Source organism: Ectobacillus ponti (assembly GCF_024294785.1).
In the GTDB taxonomy this organism is placed as follows: Bacteria; Bacillota; Bacilli; order Bacillales; family Bacillaceae_G; genus Ectobacillus; species Ectobacillus ponti.
Genome location: NZ_JANCLT010000012.1, coordinates 75,662 through 91,329, shown reverse-complemented (window position 1 = coordinate 91,329; position 15,668 = coordinate 75,662). Strand labels below are relative to the sequence as shown.

At 46.3% G+C, this 15,668-nt stretch carries 30 protein-coding genes; 6 read left to right on the top strand and 24 right to left on the bottom strand.

Annotation, left to right across the window (positions count from 1 at the left end; translation table 11 throughout):
- Positions 1-445: 445 nt before the first annotated feature.
- The 23 genes from NK662_RS18735 to NK662_RS18630 all read right to left on the bottom strand — a co-directional run bounded on the left by NK662_RS18735 (position 446) and on the right by NK662_RS18630 (position 10,837).
- Positions 446-988, bottom strand: coding sequence for a site-specific integrase (locus tag NK662_RS18735; protein ID WP_254760474.1), 543 nt, complete (start codon positions 986-988; stop codon positions 446-448).
- Positions 985-1,443, bottom strand: a complete 459-nt coding sequence (locus tag NK662_RS18730) for an ArpU family phage packaging/lysis transcriptional regulator (protein WP_254760473.1) — start codon at positions 1,441-1,443, stop codon at positions 985-987. The genes NK662_RS18735 and NK662_RS18730 overlap by 4 nt, the downstream gene beginning before the upstream one ends.
- 23 nt (positions 1,444-1,466) lie before the next feature.
- Positions 1,467-1,658, bottom strand: a complete 192-nt coding sequence (locus tag NK662_RS18725) for a hypothetical protein (protein ID WP_254760472.1) — start codon at positions 1,656-1,658, stop codon at positions 1,467-1,469.
- 155 nt (positions 1,659-1,813) lie between these two features.
- A complete protein-coding gene (locus NK662_RS18720) occupies positions 1,814-2,053 on the bottom strand; it encodes a hypothetical protein (RefSeq protein WP_254760471.1) in 240 nt (79 codons plus the stop codon).
- 61 nt (positions 2,054-2,114) lie between these two features.
- Positions 2,115-2,288, bottom strand: a complete 174-nt coding sequence (locus NK662_RS18715; RefSeq protein WP_254760470.1) for a hypothetical protein — start codon at positions 2,286-2,288, stop codon at positions 2,115-2,117.
- A 41-nt stretch (positions 2,289-2,329) separates the two neighbouring features.
- Positions 2,330-2,458, bottom strand: coding sequence for a hypothetical protein (locus NK662_RS23635; protein WP_279665179.1), 129 nt, complete (start codon positions 2,456-2,458; stop codon positions 2,330-2,332).
- Between the two features lie 83 nt (positions 2,459-2,541).
- Positions 2,542-2,970 (bottom strand): helix-turn-helix domain-containing protein, encoded by a 429-nt coding sequence (locus NK662_RS18710; RefSeq protein WP_254760469.1) that lies wholly within the window; start codon positions 2,968-2,970, stop codon positions 2,542-2,544.
- A gap of 42 nt (positions 2,971-3,012) precedes the next feature.
- The gene (locus NK662_RS18705; protein ID WP_254760468.1) at positions 3,013-3,396 is read right to left on the bottom strand and encodes a hypothetical protein; all 384 of its coding nucleotides are present in this window, start codon (positions 3,394-3,396) and stop codon (positions 3,013-3,015) included.
- A gap of 158 nt (positions 3,397-3,554) precedes the next feature.
- Complete coding sequence (locus tag NK662_RS18700) at positions 3,555-3,938, bottom strand: hypothetical protein (protein WP_254760467.1); 384 nt, start codon at positions 3,936-3,938, stop codon at positions 3,555-3,557.
- Positions 3,939-4,003: 65 nt separating this feature from the next.
- Positions 4,004-4,345 (bottom strand): hypothetical protein, encoded by a 342-nt coding sequence (locus tag NK662_RS18695; protein ID WP_254760466.1) that lies wholly within the window; start codon positions 4,343-4,345, stop codon positions 4,004-4,006.
- Between the two features lie 21 nt (positions 4,346-4,366).
- On the bottom strand, positions 4,367-4,549 hold the full coding sequence (locus tag NK662_RS18690; RefSeq protein WP_254760465.1) for a hypothetical protein: 183 nt from the start codon (positions 4,547-4,549) through the stop codon (positions 4,367-4,369).
- Positions 4,550-4,798: 249 nt separating this feature from the next.
- On the bottom strand, positions 4,799-5,398 hold the full coding sequence (locus NK662_RS18685; RefSeq protein ID WP_254760464.1) for a hypothetical protein: 600 nt from the start codon (positions 5,396-5,398) through the stop codon (positions 4,799-4,801).
- A gap of 41 nt (positions 5,399-5,439) precedes the next feature.
- A complete protein-coding gene (locus NK662_RS18680; protein WP_254760463.1) occupies positions 5,440-6,012 on the bottom strand; it encodes a dUTP diphosphatase in 573 nt (190 codons plus the stop codon).
- A gap of 196 nt (positions 6,013-6,208) precedes the next feature.
- On the bottom strand, positions 6,209-6,379 hold the full coding sequence (locus NK662_RS18675; RefSeq protein ID WP_254760462.1) for a hypothetical protein: 171 nt from the start codon (positions 6,377-6,379) through the stop codon (positions 6,209-6,211).
- 12 nt (positions 6,380-6,391) lie between these two features.
- On the bottom strand, positions 6,392-7,186 hold the full coding sequence (locus NK662_RS23790; protein ID WP_254760461.1) for an ATP-binding protein: 795 nt from the start codon (positions 7,184-7,186) through the stop codon (positions 6,392-6,394).
- Position 7,187: 1 nt separating this feature from the next.
- A complete protein-coding gene (locus NK662_RS18665; RefSeq protein WP_254760460.1) occupies positions 7,188-8,240 on the bottom strand; it encodes a DnaD domain-containing protein in 1,053 nt (350 codons plus the stop codon).
- Positions 8,237-8,443, bottom strand: a complete 207-nt coding sequence (locus NK662_RS18660) for a hypothetical protein (protein WP_254760459.1) — start codon at positions 8,441-8,443, stop codon at positions 8,237-8,239. Before NK662_RS18660 ends, NK662_RS18665 begins: the two co-directional genes overlap by 4 nt.
- 66 nt (positions 8,444-8,509) lie before the next feature.
- A complete protein-coding gene (locus NK662_RS18655) occupies positions 8,510-8,788 on the bottom strand; it encodes a DNA-entry nuclease (protein WP_254760458.1) in 279 nt (92 codons plus the stop codon).
- Between the two features lie 119 nt (positions 8,789-8,907).
- Complete coding sequence (locus NK662_RS18650; RefSeq protein WP_254760457.1) at positions 8,908-9,303, bottom strand: hypothetical protein; 396 nt, start codon at positions 9,301-9,303, stop codon at positions 8,908-8,910.
- The gene (locus tag NK662_RS18645; protein ID WP_254760456.1) at positions 9,300-10,019 is read right to left on the bottom strand and encodes a BRO family protein; all 720 of its coding nucleotides are present in this window, start codon (positions 10,017-10,019) and stop codon (positions 9,300-9,302) included. The genes NK662_RS18650 and NK662_RS18645 overlap by 4 nt, the downstream gene beginning before the upstream one ends.
- A 127-nt stretch (positions 10,020-10,146) precedes the next feature.
- Complete coding sequence (locus NK662_RS18640; protein WP_254760455.1) at positions 10,147-10,305, bottom strand: hypothetical protein; 159 nt, start codon at positions 10,303-10,305, stop codon at positions 10,147-10,149.
- 2 nt (positions 10,306-10,307) lie between these two features.
- Positions 10,308-10,571: a helix-turn-helix domain-containing protein gene (locus tag NK662_RS18635; protein ID WP_254760454.1), complete on the bottom strand. Its 264-nt coding sequence runs from the start codon at positions 10,569-10,571 to the stop codon at positions 10,308-10,310.
- A 23-nt stretch (positions 10,572-10,594) separates the two neighbouring features.
- Positions 10,595-10,837: a helix-turn-helix transcriptional regulator gene (locus NK662_RS18630; RefSeq protein WP_254760453.1), complete on the bottom strand. Its 243-nt coding sequence runs from the start codon at positions 10,835-10,837 to the stop codon at positions 10,595-10,597.
- A gap of 164 nt (positions 10,838-11,001) precedes the next feature.
- On the opposite strand from NK662_RS18630, the gene NK662_RS18625 reads away from it, so the two are divergent.
- From NK662_RS18625 to NK662_RS18615, 3 genes are all read left to right on the top strand, one after another.
- Positions 11,002-11,415, top strand: coding sequence for a helix-turn-helix domain-containing protein (locus NK662_RS18625; RefSeq protein ID WP_254760452.1), 414 nt, complete (start codon positions 11,002-11,004; stop codon positions 11,413-11,415).
- Positions 11,416-11,508: 93 nt separating this feature from the next.
- Positions 11,509-12,372: a HipA family kinase gene (locus NK662_RS18620; RefSeq protein ID WP_254760451.1), complete on the top strand. Its 864-nt coding sequence runs from the start codon at positions 11,509-11,511 to the stop codon at positions 12,370-12,372.
- On the top strand, positions 12,342-13,166 hold the full coding sequence (locus tag NK662_RS18615) for a DUF3037 domain-containing protein (RefSeq protein WP_254760450.1): 825 nt from the start codon (positions 12,342-12,344) through the stop codon (positions 13,164-13,166). Before NK662_RS18620 ends, NK662_RS18615 begins: the two co-directional genes overlap by 31 nt.
- Before the next feature lie 220 nt (positions 13,167-13,386).
- Here NK662_RS18615 and NK662_RS18610 read toward each other — a convergent pair whose 3' ends face one another.
- Positions 13,387-13,569, bottom strand: coding sequence for a hypothetical protein (locus NK662_RS18610; RefSeq protein ID WP_254760516.1), 183 nt, complete (start codon positions 13,567-13,569; stop codon positions 13,387-13,389).
- Here NK662_RS18610 and NK662_RS18605 point away from each other — a divergent pair.
- From NK662_RS18605 to NK662_RS18595, 3 genes are all read left to right on the top strand, one after another.
- Positions 13,486-13,782 carry an ImmA/IrrE family metallo-endopeptidase gene (locus NK662_RS18605; protein WP_254760513.1) on the top strand — a complete coding sequence of 99 codons (297 nt, stop codon included), beginning with the start codon at positions 13,486-13,488 and terminating at the stop codon, positions 13,780-13,782. The two genes, NK662_RS18610 and NK662_RS18605, sit on opposite strands and share 84 nt — an antisense overlap.
- The gene (locus NK662_RS18600) at positions 13,779-14,927 is read left to right on the top strand and encodes a site-specific integrase (RefSeq protein WP_254760449.1); all 1,149 of its coding nucleotides are present in this window, start codon (positions 13,779-13,781) and stop codon (positions 14,925-14,927) included. Before NK662_RS18605 ends, NK662_RS18600 begins: the two co-directional genes overlap by 4 nt.
- Before the next feature lie 256 nt (positions 14,928-15,183).
- Entirely contained in the window at positions 15,184-15,633 is a 450-nt protein-coding gene (locus NK662_RS18595; RefSeq protein WP_254760448.1) for a hypothetical protein, read from the top strand.
- Positions 15,634-15,668: the final 35 nt, after the last annotated feature.

The following is a 15,668-nucleotide window of genomic DNA, read 5'->3' as shown; positions in this document are numbered from 1 at the left end:
CAAGGAGGAGCTGCCTGTAATCAGGCAGCTCCACAACTAGGGGATTATACTGGAAGCAAAGGAGCTCCTGGCAACAAACGCACCTGCATTTGCTCCCAGAAGAGCCTAAGCCCTTCCATGCCAAGAATATATTGTCGAACCCATGACGGTGCCAACCGCTTTTCCATCACGACTAGCACGTTATCAATATACCACGGCATCCTCCAAATTGAGCGTCCCTTTTCCGGTCAAAAATTTCGTACTTTTTCGGTCACTCTCTCAGCTGCTCCCGCTTAGCTACGAATCCGCCTGCCTGCCCTATGACTTATCCATATCTTATATTCTGGGTAACTCGGCTACCTGTAAACAGCCCTTGTCCTGCCTGCTTTTTTACTTTCCCTCTAAACGACTTACACAGTACAAAAAATATGGTGATGTAATAAGAGCAAAAAATAAAAAGAGCTTACTATATTTTGAATTTTGTCAGTGCTTTATCCATAGCGTCCTGGTTCACTCCAATATACCTGAGTGTCACCTTCTCTGAAGAATGATTGAATATCTCCATCAGCAAGGCTATGTTCTTCGTCTGCATGTACATGTGATAGCCGAATGTCTTCCTGAGCGTATGAGTACCGATGTCCTCCAGCCCAAACTCTGCAGCTGCTCCCCTAAGAATCTTATATGCCATGCTGCGTCCTATCGGCTTATTACGGCCCTGCCGGCTCCGGATCAAGTACTCCTCATCCTGCCGCCCCTGCAGGTACCATTTCAGTTCCCGCCTCAGTGAGGGAGTGATCTGGATGCGCTTCTGCTTGCCGGTCTTCTTCTCCCTCATTGAGATATGGCTGCTCTGTACATCCTTCACCCTTAGTCTTAAAATGTCGCTGATCCGCAGACCTGTGTTAATGCCCATAACGAACAGCATATAATTACGCTCATTCTGCTGCTTCAGGTAATCTTTAATACCTTGAATCTGTTCCTGGTCCCGGATAGGCTGCACAAAGTTCATGCTTGCTCATCCCCCTCAAACACTTCCAATCTGAGAGCAAAAGCTAAATGGTAAATCGCTTTGTCCCGGTGCCGGCGGAAGGTTCTCTCAGCCATGCCAAGTTCATTGTATACAATATAGTCAGGCTGATCTGTTTCGCCCAAGTACCGCTTGTTGATAATTTCGCGCTGCATCCGTCCCATCCGCCCAAGGACTGCATCGACCCGCTTTGACATATGTGCAAGCCACTGATCGCGCTGCTGCTGCCTCACATTCTGCAGGGCAACATCCGCTGCCGGATCTCCTACAGCATGTGTTGTTCCGTGGTAACGTGGCTCATAGGCTGGTGTCATCTTCATCTCTTGCCGGATCATACCAAACTGGCGATGCAGGCGCACATTCTCCAGCAGCTCCTCCACTTTCTTTTGTGTAGCCTTCCTGTCGATGGGTTGTAAAAAGGTTGCTTGCTCCGTCATGTCCAACACTCCATTCTTGGTTTTTATTTTTGCCGAATGGCACCGCCGCGGCCGCGCTCATATCCCCGGGTTCGTATGCCCATCAGATCTTCAATGTCCCGACGTGTCAGCTGCTCCTTCTTTTTCCCTTTCTGGCGCTTCTTCTGCCGCTTCTCTTGCTCAATCATGCGGGTCTGCCGCTTCCACTCCTTCAGCTGCTCCTTCAAAGTGTTCATCCGCTCCCATCCCCCTTTGATACAAAAAACGGAGGACACTAAAACAAAGAGCTACCTAACCCTTCATTCCAGTGTCCTCCATATCTGGCTGGACCTATGCTGTTTGCTATTATTTTATCACTCTTTTTTTATCAACATCAAAACTTTGCAGCAATTTATTCGAGAGCATTTAACTCCTCGATACTCCGGTTGGACAGCTGTATGTCTTTAACTTTACAATTCCCATGCGTTCTATGAAATTTGCGAATAGCTGCATCCTTATCTTTTGCTCGTATCCATGTTAAGCGAGCAGCCTGTTCTTGATAATAATAGACAAGGAATGTAGGCTGAATTTTATCCTGCTTGCGGGGCAAGAAGTCAAAAATGGTCATCTGTCCCTTAATATTTAGTTCCATATCTCCACCTTGCTTTTATGTGGTAATATTTACGTCACTTTAAATCTAAATGCGGGTTTGGTTAAATTTCTTTCCGAACCATAATAATCTTTATTTCATCTCCTTCTACAATGCCATAGTCGCTAAAAAGACTACTGAAAGCTTCTGCCAATGCAGCACTTCTAGAGTCGGCATATACACTTTTACGGTATTCCCCAACTTCCGTTACTTCTAAGGCAACAATCCATGTTTTCATGTAGCAAACTCCCTTCCTATCTCAATTCGGATTTTATAGCATTACTTCTCCCCTTGCTGCTTTCTCTCCCAATCCTCATACACTTTAATTGCCTTCGCGGTGCAGTCATCGCACATCCACTGCTGCCCGCCTTTTGTGTCGTAAAACTTCCCGCACTCAAGACAGCCCATATTGTACTCCTTTCTCTACAAAATCGGATTTTAATTAAAAATGCCGCGCTGCTTAACTAAACAGTACGGCATTCGGAAATTCTTTATTTTTTAGCCCACTTCTCATTGACGGTATATAGTAACTCTATCTCATCTTCATCAAACCCTGCATTCTGTACCTGCACACAAAAGCTCTCGTTGCAAACTAGAAATTCTCCCGCGCCTGTTACGCTGCTTTCTTCATACCCTTTTTCAAATTTTTGCTCCGCTTCTTTAACATCAATCCCTAAAACAGCTGCTACCTTTTCAATCACTTGCCATTTATTCATCTTCTCCGCCTCCTTCATTGGTCCGAAAACCTCTTCCATTGCCTGTTTCGTCACAATCCATGTACCGCCCGACTTTTTTGCTGTTCCCTCGCTGATTTGCTTTTCAAAACGTCGGAACTTACCAAGCGCATTGCGCAGGTTACTGTCACTGACTCCCCACAGCTTCCCTGCTTCCTGCAAACTATACACCTCATCTAAATTCATACTGCCGCCTCCTTTTCGCAGGTTAAACGAATCGTAAGGAGATTAGGCGATGCAGCAGCTCTTAGGAGCCCATGTTGTGATGTTACCAAGCTTAGCATTGTGAACCCGCAACTTGTATGCTTTTGCAGTCTCTTCCAGCACCTCAATCCAGTCGTTTGTCTCGATTACGAAAGCTTCAGCAGCGTTGAAGTTTTTTTTCACGAACCATCTCTTGATAGATGTGATTTCAGCCGCAGCCTTTGCCACGCGAGCAGCCTTTTGTGCTGGAGCTGCAACCGCAGCCGCTGCCATACGCTTCGCGAAAGCCCATTCAGCTTTCAAGCACTCTGCAAAATACTCAGCCTTTTTGCCGCCATGAAAGTATGCTGCGTTTGCAGCTGCCACCCAAGCATTTGTCATGATCTGCTTTACATCGAACTTTCTCATTTTCCCCATCTCCTTTAAACGTTTTCGTTTAACCTTATGCTCTTATTATAAGTGAATTCGTTTAAAAGTAAATAGGGAAAATGGAAATTTTTAAAATTAATTTTGCCGTACTATTTAGTTGTCAAGGAACGCTTTACAACTTGCTTCCAAATCAAGTTTTAGTCTCCTTCTAGCGTCTTCCGTAATTCATCGACTGCCCTCAGGAGGCCATACGCTTTCCCCTGGAGATACTGTGCCTCATTGAGGTTCCCGGCTTCTTTCAATTCTCCGGCCTCCGCAAAGCAATCTAGCCCTTCAAGCTGCAAAGTACGAAGCGCCGGCAAAGCATTGTTCCCCTTGTGCCTGGCTATGGCTGCCTGCAGATGCTTCACTTCTTTCTTCCGCCGCTTCTCTCGCTGCCGTGCAGCTACCACGCGAGCTTCTAACAGCTTCACTCTGTTCTGCAGCTTTGCCATTGCTCCACCGATCACTACGCCCTCATCATACGTCAGTGTTTTGACAGCCTTGATTGCCGCCTCAACTGCCTGCTGTAGCTGATCCATACCGTTCCCCCTTCCGGCAGCCGCCCTGAAGCGGCCGCCTAATGTCCTTATCCCAAATGCCCTTATTACCGAACCCACACCGTCAGCGTATTTGTGGGAATTGATTCCTGTCCGGACTTATCTACAGTTGTGACATATATTTTGTATGTCCCAATCGGCTCCACTGGCGTGTAGTAGACAACCTTTGCTTGATAGTAGCTCGCGGCCGGAACATATACCTTCTTGCCATTTGTGTACACGTTGTAGCCTGCAGCTCCATATACCGCGCTCCATGTAACCCGAATCTCTTTTGTGAAATCAACATAAGTTGTCACCCCGCGCGGTGCTGCCAGCCCTGCTGCATCTGCAGCTCCTGCCCCAAAACAAAGCGCAAGCGCCGCAACAACGGACAATACAAGCTTTTTCATTCCGTTTCCTCCTAAATGGATTTATTGTTCAGTTACCTGCAACTGATGCTTTTCCAATACCTTCAGCGCTTCTTTAATCTGCCGTACCTTGCTTTCGAATCCCTTGTACTCCGCTGACCAGGCGGGATAATTCCCCATTCCCTCCTGCAGCTCATGTAGTTCTATTCTCAACGTGTCAAGAACGTACGGAATACCGAATCTCATCCAATCACCTCACTTCACATAGAACGATTATTTGGTTATTTCTTTGGCTGTGTAACCCGCAATCTGGTCCGGAACTATGCCAGCGCGATCTACGTTTGTCATGCCTGTAAGTTCATATCCGGTATAGCAGCCGCTCAAATAACTAAACTGAAACGTAAAACTTTCGCACTCAATTACCATCGTGTGTCCGGACTTCAAATAAACCTCTAGCCTATACATTTTTTCACCTCGCTTTCCAAGAAAATGACGTTATAGTTGATCATCCGCCAGCAAGGCCATGACATGTTGCTGGGCCGCATATGCTCTCCTGTGCAAGCTGTTATTTTCCTGAACAGTGATCATATACTCCGAGCTCAGACAATCAAACTGCTGCTGCAGCTCCTGCAGCGCCTTGGCTGCAATGAGCCGCTGCTCCACCTGCCAATCATTGTCCTTTCTCAAAGTTTCATAGTCTTCAGCAAGCTCTGCGTACCTTTGCCGCAGGGACTCCAATTCCGCATTTTCTTCCCGCACGGCCTCAATATAGCCCTGCAGCTTGCCATTCTCTTGCTCCAACTGCTCCACGCGCTCACCGCGGGCCTTCAGCTTCAAAAGCACCTCTTCCTCAATACGAACTGTCCGCATGGCCTTGCCGCCAATCCAAAGCGTATCCTGCGTATCAATGGCACGCTGCAGCCTTGTATTTTGCAACTGCAAATTGTCACGTTCCGCAATCACCTTCTGAATGAGATCCTTCAGGCCCTGAAGTTCTTGCTCACATGCCACTCTTTCCGCTGACAATGGCTGCCGGATACTATGCTGCACCTGTACTGCCTTCCCCGTTCTGACAGACTGCTGAACGCTTGTCATCTTGATTTCCCCCTTTTCCCCTTTTAAAAATCTTATGGCTCTTAGTACCCCTGCTGCTGCCGCTGATGATTGATGGCGTTCTTCTCCATGTAAGCCTGCTCCAGGTCATCCCATGTGAAGCCAAGTGTCTCCACAATGGCAAGGAAGTCGCACATCACATCCTCGTACTTATCTATGATTTGACGCTCATCCAAAGGACAAAGCCCGTGAACCATTTTCTCTAAATCCCGCACAGTTCTGTCGAAGTCCCGGAACCGCTGTGAAATGTCGCCCCCAATTACGTCCGGCCCTTCATATTCCCGCACAAGGGTGATAAGGAACTGCTCTTGCAGCTCCAATCCAATCGACATGATAAAATGATGCATGTCGCTGAGCTCGTGAAGCAGTGGATTGTAGTACTGCTTGTCCTCCTCCATCATGGCTGGAACAAGGACCGCCTTGGTGTTTGGTTGTTTGTATTTAGTGCTCCAAAATTTAAAATCCCTTGTCTCGTTCAGGGCCTCTGCAGTTTCCACCCACAGTGCCGTAAACTTATGCAGCAGCCGATCTGTGCCCTTGTAGGCAATCCGGGCATCCAATTCCTTTTGCATTGCAAACAGGTTCAAATGACTCATTTCCTTTTCCCCTTTCCCTTTCTAACCGCTCTGTTGATCCGCGGTATCTCTGTGCCGCCCAGGTGCTTGCAGTCAGCACCAAGACGCACAGAGCAATGTCTGGCAACCGGGCATCGCGTAAGGCACGCCATAACCCGGTCCTCCTTCTTCATCCATTCCGGCCGGCTATCTACAATGACAACCTGACTATTGCCTTTCATCCGGCCAGGTCTCCCTGTTGAAGTGCCGCAATCATTTGCTGCAGTTGCTCCACTTCCCGGTCCCATTGCTCCTTTGGCATCGGTCCGCAGACCGGGCAAGGTCCCCACCTTGCCACATAGCCTGACTGGACGAAATGCACATGCGTTCCCCCACATATTTCACACATACCCCGTTCCCCCTATTTTCGTTTTCTACGAAAATCCGGACCTACCATGTAAATGATCTCTGTGTTGTCTAAAATGCGAGAGAAGTTGCGCCCATTCACCTTGTCTTCCAGCGCTTCCTCAACCAAGTTCGTGGTGTAAATGGTATGCCGACCTGCCCGGCCATCCAGAATCTCGAAAAGCTTTGTATGACCCCAACTTTCTCCATCAGTATCCTTGCCATAGTGCTCTGTACCAAGGTCATCGATGACCAACAGATCCACGGACTGCAGATAGCTGATAAACTGCGACTCTGAGAAACTAGAATTTTTATTAAAGCTCTCTTGGATCTTCGCAAACAGCTTGGGCACCGAGATGAACATGCAGGAGTATCCTTGCTGCATCAGCTCAATTGTGGCCGCCCTGGCCAAGTGGCTCTTGCCGGTACCGTATGAGCCGGCTAACAGCAGGTTCTGCGGCTTCTCCTTGTCAAAGTTCATCACAAACCCCATCACAGCTGCTTTCGCCTTATATAAGCTCTCTGTAGGCGGATTGTACTTCGCAAAGGTTGCTTCCTTCAGGCTTGGATTGATGAAGGAATGTGCGGCAAACTGCTTCTCCAGCTGCTTCAGCTTCATCCTCTCTCTGTCTGCGATGGCTGCCTTGGCAAGCTCCGCATCCTCTTTTGCAATGACTTCGCACTGGAAGCAGAACTCCCGGCCTTCATGGAAGATCAGAGCCCGGTTGCATGCCGGACAGCGGTTGCCGGTTGTAGCAGGAATCCGGACCCGACCCCGGATTTGCTCAATTGCCTCTCTTGCGCTTTGCACGTTACTCCTCCTCCCTGTACTCAAAGGTGCGCGGCTTCTTCTTGGCTGGCGGTTTGGCAGAAGTATCCGGCTTACGCTTATGACGGTTTTCAAACTCTGTATCTAGCGCTTTGACATCAGCCAGGCTCTTCACGTTCTGATCATGCCAATCGCTCAAAATCTTCTTGATGTAGCCCCACTTCCGGGCATTGTTTTCAACTGCCCGTCGAATGGCTTCAATCATGAGCTCCTGCCCCATGGCTTCGTACCACTGTCCAAACTGCTCTGCAAAGATGGGAGACATCACACCAATATTCTCTTGGTATGTTTGTACGACTTTTGCATATAATGGGTCATACAAAGGATGATTTTGCTGAGGTTGATGAGTGCTATCATCATCCTCTTTTTTTTCTGAAGTAATCTCTGAAGTAATCTCTGGTAATGGCCTGTTCATTTTGAGCAAGTCCTCTGTCCAATTTGAGCATTTGGTCTGCTCATTTTGAACAGACGTCTGTTCACTGAAGTGGATATTATCATCATCATCTTTATTTGTAGTAATCTCTGTAGAAGTCTTTGTATACGTGTCCACTTTTTCGTAAGGACCCCCCTTACTTTTTTGTAAGGATGGGGGTAACTTTTTTGTAAGGACCTCCTTACTTTTCTGATACATGCTACTAATGTATTTAATACTTTCCGGTACCGGCTCAATGAACATAACGTTACTTAACGGTGTTCCATTTACGACTAGGTTACGGAATTCAATATCAACAAGATTTAAATCCTTGAGCAGATCACAGGCACGCTTGACTTGTACTTTTGATACACCAAACTTGTCAGCAAACTGCTGATAGTTCTGCTGAAGCTTGTCAGCACGGAAACGCTGCTTATACTCAATAGCACCAGTCTCCTCATCACGATGCGTCATAGGTCGGTACCAGTACACAACATCACCAAGAATCATGATAGCCAGCATATGTGGTTTTCCTGCTTCTGTCTTAATGTGCTGGAACCAAGAATTATCAATGATGTTCCCCCGTAGGTTCAGACCTCCTATTTCTTGTATAACCCTGTTCATACTACTTCCCCCTTGTTGCACTTCTTCATGTAGCATTCATACCGCGCGTTTGGAGCCACTACGCGCTCCTTGCGCGGCACAGCGCGAATTGGAATGCAGCACTCCCACCCACGGGCTTCCAGCGCCTGCACAGCCTTTACAAGCTGCAGCTTTGTAGGCCGGCGTAAATGGATCATGCCCTTCTTTGTCACACCTGGTCTCATTCCTCCCACTCTCCCCGGCATGCTATACTGTTTTTAAGCTGATGGTCTGTGCTGCCACACAGCCCATCAAGAAATCGTAGCTGCTGCAAAAGCTTCCCATAAGTCCCGGTACGTATCGTACATCCCTTCCTTTTGCAGCTTGTACACCTTTGTCCGTACAGTTGTCTCCGTGCGGCCAAGTGCCATTGCCACACAACGAAACCCATCATATTCATGGAATTTGCAGGCATATGCCAGCTCCTCCTTTGACCAAGGCTTCCCCTGATTCGGGTGGAAGTCAGGATGATACATCATCCTGCCACATCCGTCATACTGCACTGGCTGTACTGGGAGAGTCACTTCCATATTCATCATCACCTCCCTTCATAGGGACAGGGAGATGATGATATGCAATGATTAGAGCTGCAGAGCTATATAAACCGCGGGCCTGCAGATCATGAACCATGTGGATGACACGCTCCTGGTCACTTTCCATACGGCACACCCTTTAACACTTCCAGAACGAGTGCAGCTGCTTCTGCCGCATCATCAGCAGCTTCATGCTTGCCGCGATACTCAGCAATATCCTCTACATCACGATGCGTCTTCATCATATTTCTATATAGCTTTGCATCTTGCTGACGCTCTTTGACATAGCGCTCTTGCTCGCGGATGGCTGCCTGCAGGACTGCTGCTTCTTTCTCCATCTGTTGCAAGATCTCCTCAGCTTTTTGGAGCACTTCCTGCATACCTTCCGTTTTGAATCCCATCTGTTGCAATGAGCCTTCAAAAAATCTTTGCTGCCGCTGCACATCAATCGTGACGCGTAGGAAGGTTACAAGTCCCCTTTGCATTTCAAGCGAATATGGTTCACGTGTCATGCTGTTTCTCCCCCTTTACGAGGCACCCATGCCTCTATGTATCGGACCGCTGCCAGCATATCCTTGCGCTTCACATCACGATAGCTGGCTACCCCAAAGCGGTCCCTGATCTCCCGGTACAGCTCAGCAAACAATTCCTTGCGCCGGTCTCTATCACGGGTCTCAGCATACACCTTGGCAGAAATGGCCTTCTGTAGCCGTCGCTGTTCGCCGTGGTCCAATGTAATCTGCTCCTCCACCTTCTGCCGGATAGCCTGCACCTCGTGCTCCACGCTGCTGACCTTCTCTTTCACCTGACCAAGTTCTTCATCGTGCATGAAAGCCAGCTTCATGGTTGCCAGCAGCTGCTCCCGTTCATTGACTACCGGCAGGCTGTATGATCCAGTGCGCCGGATGTTCGGCAAGACTTCCGAGGTAACCCATTTCCGGAAAACACGCGCTTCCTGTTTGCGACTTCCCATGATGAGGGAATAAAGGCCTGACTCATTGACGGTAAGCATTTGCTGGTTTCCACCAAGGGTATCGGTTAAAACTATACCCTTCTCATCTTCATCAAGCCGCCCCATTGCATCCGATACATTGTTGATTTGCAAAACCTTACAGACATCCTTGGCAATAAAGAAAACCTCTCCGCGATATACAAATGTTCTAACTGGCAGCGCGCCGAAGTTAAAAATTTGCTCTTGCGATTCTGCAATTTGTAGCTGATTCATCATTTCCCCATCCCCTTCTATTTACTGGCCCAGCTATGCAGCATTGTCATGGCAATACCAATTGTGCCGCATGTAGCCAAAATCAAAAGCAGATACCAAGCACCAGGAAACAGCGTCTCCTCTATCACATTTACCCCTCCAGCACGTGAGTTTCTTGTAAATAACGCAACAAATCTAAAAGCTCCCCTTCAATATCCTCTTTCGTCGTTGCTTTATCTCGTGCTGATAAGATTAGGTTTGCAATAGCTAACTGGACTTCTAAGCGAAACGCATACTCCTCAATGTTCACGCTTATGCCTCCTTTTGTGTTTCAAGCCAAGCATCAAGATCCTTCTGTAGGAATAGCATCTTCCGTCCCTCCCAGATCACCGGGAATCCTTCGCTGTGTGCCAAGTCATATATCCGGGACTGGCTGATGTTTAGGTATGCCGCTGCTTCTTTTGCCTTCAGGACCTTGTTTGCCGTTTGCTGGCTTGCAAGCAGCTGCTTCAGCTCCTCCAGAAACTTTTGCTGCTCCTCACGGACGATGGCGCGTATTGTTTCCTCGATGCTCATGTTGTCACCTCGCTTTGTGTAGACTATGATAAGGGCATTTCTCCTTCGATACATTTTGTATCAAAATCGACCTTAAAAATGTCAGGGAATAACTCTCTATCCCTAACCCCATAAAAAATTTCAAGCTTGAGCATTGTCTTTCTTCCTGGATTTGCGTCACCTTTTTCTAATTTACGGATATAAACCTCGGAAACACCAAGGATATCAGCGACTTGTTTTTGGGTGAGATTCCGCAAATGTCTTTCTTGAACAAGTCTAATTCTCAATATGTCCACCTCACTCCCGATACATTTTGTATCGTTAATTTGATTATAATTGATACATTTTTTATCGTCAATCATATTTTGATACATTTTTTATCAATTATACAGAGCGATACAATTTTTATCTATAATAGGACATAGGAATGTCCGAGAAAGGAGTGATCGCATTGACCGAAAAGAGACTTTCTGTTTTAGGTAACCGTTTAAAAGAATGCCGTGGAAAGCGTACGCAAGAAGAAGTTGCGGCACATTTAGAAATATCCAGAGCCCGTTATTCGCATTATGAAAACGGAAGAAGTGAACCCGACAACGAAATGTTACAGAGAATGGCCTCATATTACGACACTTCTTCAGACTACCTATTAGGGATAACAAACGATAAGTCACCCGTGAAAGTAGAAACATACGACTCCCTCACCGAGATCACCAAGTACGTCCAGCAGCTCGGTATCACACAGATGGGCTTCCTCGACATTGAGAAGTGGAAAAACCTCGGCCCGGAGGAAGTCGAGGACATCAAGAGGCATTTTGATTATGTGCTGCATAAGGCGATGGAGAAGAAGAAGGGGCAAGGAAAATAGATTATAAAAGGGCTGCTAAGTGATAAACAGTCCTAGAATGCATTTTAAGTTTTCTCGTTGTAAGATTTCTGTCTTTTAATGAGGAGGAGAAGAATGGTTGAAGCAGAAATGTTAGTAGACATCGCATCACGTGGCGTGACCAAACCGAAGTTTTTCCACTGTAGTGACAACAACATTTATTTGGTGAAGTTTGACTATCCAATCGAAAACAACAGAATTCTTTTACATGAGTTTTTTGCCTATCAGTTAGCTGATCTGTTACAACTCCCTATGCCAACAATGTCTTTGGTACATATCAGTCAGGAACTGTGTAATATGTACTCAGGTATTGAAGGACTGACACCAGGAGTAAAAATTGGCTTTTTAAAAGAAGACATTGAAGATAACTCTACGTCTAGTGGTACACTAAAAGAGCCGTATGTAAAGTTATTCTCAAAGATATCGAATAGCAGTGTATTTCCAGACCTGCTTGCCTTCGATAGCCTAATCCACAATTTTGACCGCACGGGAAATGATGGCAACTTCATACTAACTTCTATTGGGTTCAATCGATATGAAATGAAGCTTATAGACCATGGACATGCATTCTTTGGTCCATCAGCCTCACCGCAAAGATTACATCTTTTGCGCACGTATGCCGAAGTGGATATGAATCTTGTGGGTGTTGTTTATGATGCAATTAAATACCAAATTGACTTGACAGATGGAGAAAATCCGTTCCTTAGTATTATTAACAGGATTGAATCTCTAAACCCACAACATTTAAACATGATCTGTAGTTCTATTCCATCGAGTTGGTCTATAGATACTATTGAGAAGGAAGCACTGACTCACTTTATCTTGAGCCGACGTTTTAAAGTAAAATACCTAATTAACCATTTAGTGAACGCAGGATACTTTCCTATATGGACAAAGGAGGCGTTACCATGGAGCGGGCTGCTTGCAAGTTCTCTGTAATTCAATATATGCCCGACACGGTCAGACAAGAAGTGGTCAACATTGGCGTCATTATTCATTGTCCAGACCGCGGTATCATACAAACCCGATTTCTGCATTACCTTCAAAAAGTATCTAAAATCATGGATATGAGGCAAATTAATGAGTTTAGACATTTTAGATATCAGTTTAATCGCCATCTTAAGGAATTGAGAAATGAATTAGTAGACACTCGTATTACTGGAGAGACTATTACCTTCGACTATTTAGATGTTCTCTCGCAATACAACTTTAATAAATTTATCATTAAGAAACCGCAACCATTATTGACAGATGATCCATTGAAGAAGCTAAACGACTTATTTAACCTGTTTGTTTATGATGAAGATCATTTGGAGAAGCGTGAACAACCTTTCTCTAATACCATATGGACTAAATTTAAAAACGCAGGGATTGAGAAATATGTAAGAAAGGAAGTTCATATTCCTGAATTTCCTATCGCTGTTGATTTTGGATTTCAGAATGGATGCGCTAATCTTATCCAGACAATTAAGTTTGGAGATAATTTCAAGGAAAATTTTAAGGAAGGTTTGGTTTGGAGAGACGCTCTACAAGCAAAAGAAAGGTCTCAAGCGTATAAAGATTCTCCGTTCTATGCAATTGTCAAACCGCCTTCTAACCCTCAAAAATCAGGGTTCTCATTAGCTCTAGAGCAATTTAGCGATATGGACAATGTTGAAGTTATAAAATATGGAACAAGGCAATTTGATGGTCTAATTGATTACATCAAAGATCATGGTCATGTTCTACACTAAATTAAAACTAAAAAGAAAAAAGCCTTTTCCGGGCTTTTTTCTTTTTCCTCTTTTTCCAAACTTACCCTTCCCTTTTACCAACCTCTATATTAAAATAAGAACATACGTTCCTATACATAAATATGAGGTGATATTCATGTTTTCTAACTACGCCCCCACTCCTCTCGAGGACTGGGTCACCGATTTTTACAAGCATCTGAACATTGCTACACCTGATGAACTACAACCGGACACCATTGCGGAACGTGCCGGTATCATCCTGCTGCAGGAGGATATGGATTCTCACTGCATCACCAATTCCTACATACAAATCATTGCGCTGGACTCCCGCCTTCCGGATCTCCAGCGCCGCCAAGCGTTCTTTCACGAGCTCTGCCACATCCTTCGGCATGAAGGGCTGCAAGGTGCTATGCCTCCTCTCTTCCGGGAATGGCAGGAATGGGACGCGGTAAATTTCGCCAGATGCGCGGCCATACCACGGCATATGCTACACTATATACGTCTTGATGGAGATGCTGTCGCGCATGCATCTGAAGTATTTCAAGTCCCTCCCAGGTTATGTGAAGAACGATTGCAGCAGATTTTGAATCGAAAACGGGAGGCGTCGGCATTATGAAAGGCCATATTACAAAGAAAAAACGAGGCGAGTATTATTATTTCGTCATAGATATCGGGCGGGATCCGGAAACAGGAAAGCGCCGGCAGCGGTGGTTTAAGGGAGCAACTACAAAGAAGGAAACGCAAGTCCTATTGACACAGAAGCTCATGGAACTGCAAGAAGGAACATACGTAGAAAAAAATCAGATGACAGTGGGTGCGTTCGCATCGCAATGGCTTGTAGGCAAGAAGAGCTCCATCAGGGATGGCACGTACTCTGTGTATCGCTCCTACGTCAATCTGTACATCACTCCCTATATTGGAGACATCAAGATGCAGGAGTTGGCGCCGCAGCATATCCAGCAGCTGCATACTGCGCTGTTGGAACGTATTGTACCGAGTACTATTGCCAAGGTGCATAAAATTCTGCGGGCGATTATGGACGAGGCGATGACGTTCGGTATAATTCGTAAGAATGTGGTGCGTCTGGTGCAGACACCAAAAGCACAAAAACCGAAAATCAGCTACTGGAACGAGGAGCAGGTGCGAACATTACTGGCCACTTCCCAAAAAAGCCGCTTCTACATCGCCTACTTACTTGCGGTGACAACAGGGATGCGTGTTGGTGAGGTGCTTGGGTTACGCTGGCAGGACGTGGATTTGGAGCGCGGGGTACTGTCCATTATGCAAACACTATCCCAGAATTCAACTACTTTTTCCGAGACGAAAACAGAGAGCGGGCGCCGTTCTGTCACTCTGCTGAATGAAACGCTTCGAGCTCTGAAGGAGCATCGTATTTTCATTGCAAAGGAGAAGCTGCGTGCTGGCGATGCCTATAGAGACCATGACTTGGTTGTATGCACTGCATTAGGAAAGCCAGTTAATCATACAAACTTTCGGGACCGCTGGAAAAAAGAAGTGCTGAAGGCGGATCTGCCGCATATCCGCTTCCACGATTTGCGCCATACCCATGCAACCCTGTTACTCAAACAAGGCGTCCACCCCAAAATTGTGAGTGAACGCCTCGGTCATGCAAATGTGAATATTACATTGAACACCTACAGCCATATCCTGCCTGGTCTGCAGGAAGAGGCTGCACGAAATTTAAATGATTTACTATTCCATCAAACCACGTTTCCAAATGAAAAGCAAAGTAAATTTTAGTGTTAGATAAATGTTAGAAAAAACGGATTTCCTAAAATAAGGATAGCCGCAAACCCTTGTTATATCAAGGTTTCTTCAGCTATTCAGCAGAGAATATGCGTACCCTAAGGGATTGCGCAGGCACATATGATACAGCGCAGAGTCCTTTTCCATTGGATAAGGGCTCTGCGCCTGCTTTTTAGGCGGACAATAACGCATCCGGGCTCTTTTTGAATAGGATACAGGAAAAGGTCATTGGGCAAAGGATTTGGTTATTATGAACCGTGCAACAACAGAAGCTGAGCTGCAGGCAGTCGGCAGTTTGCTGCGGTACCTCGATATCACCACCGCAGTGCTGCTGCTGACCGGCCAAATTACGATTATCGGCGTGTTTGTGACACCGGGAGGATTCCGTCTGTCTGTCGGAGGCCCTTTGACAGGCATCAGCAGACTGGAAGGAAAGCAGCAGCGGAAATGGGCCAGCTGGCTGATCGACATCCTGGATGTCATCATTGCACTGCTGCTGATCAGCGATCAAATTAATGTATCCGGTGCCTTTACCTCCTCCAGACGCTTTACCATTAATGTCACCGGGCCTATTTTTGGCGTTGCCAAAATTGCGGCAGCCTCTCCTGACATCCAAAGCATATCCCGGGAGTTCCAGCGCATTGTACCCCGGCATTATACAGTAGACCAATCGCTGCTGCAAAAACTGATGAAGGACTGATTGTTATGCCATTAACCGATATGCCGACCATTAAG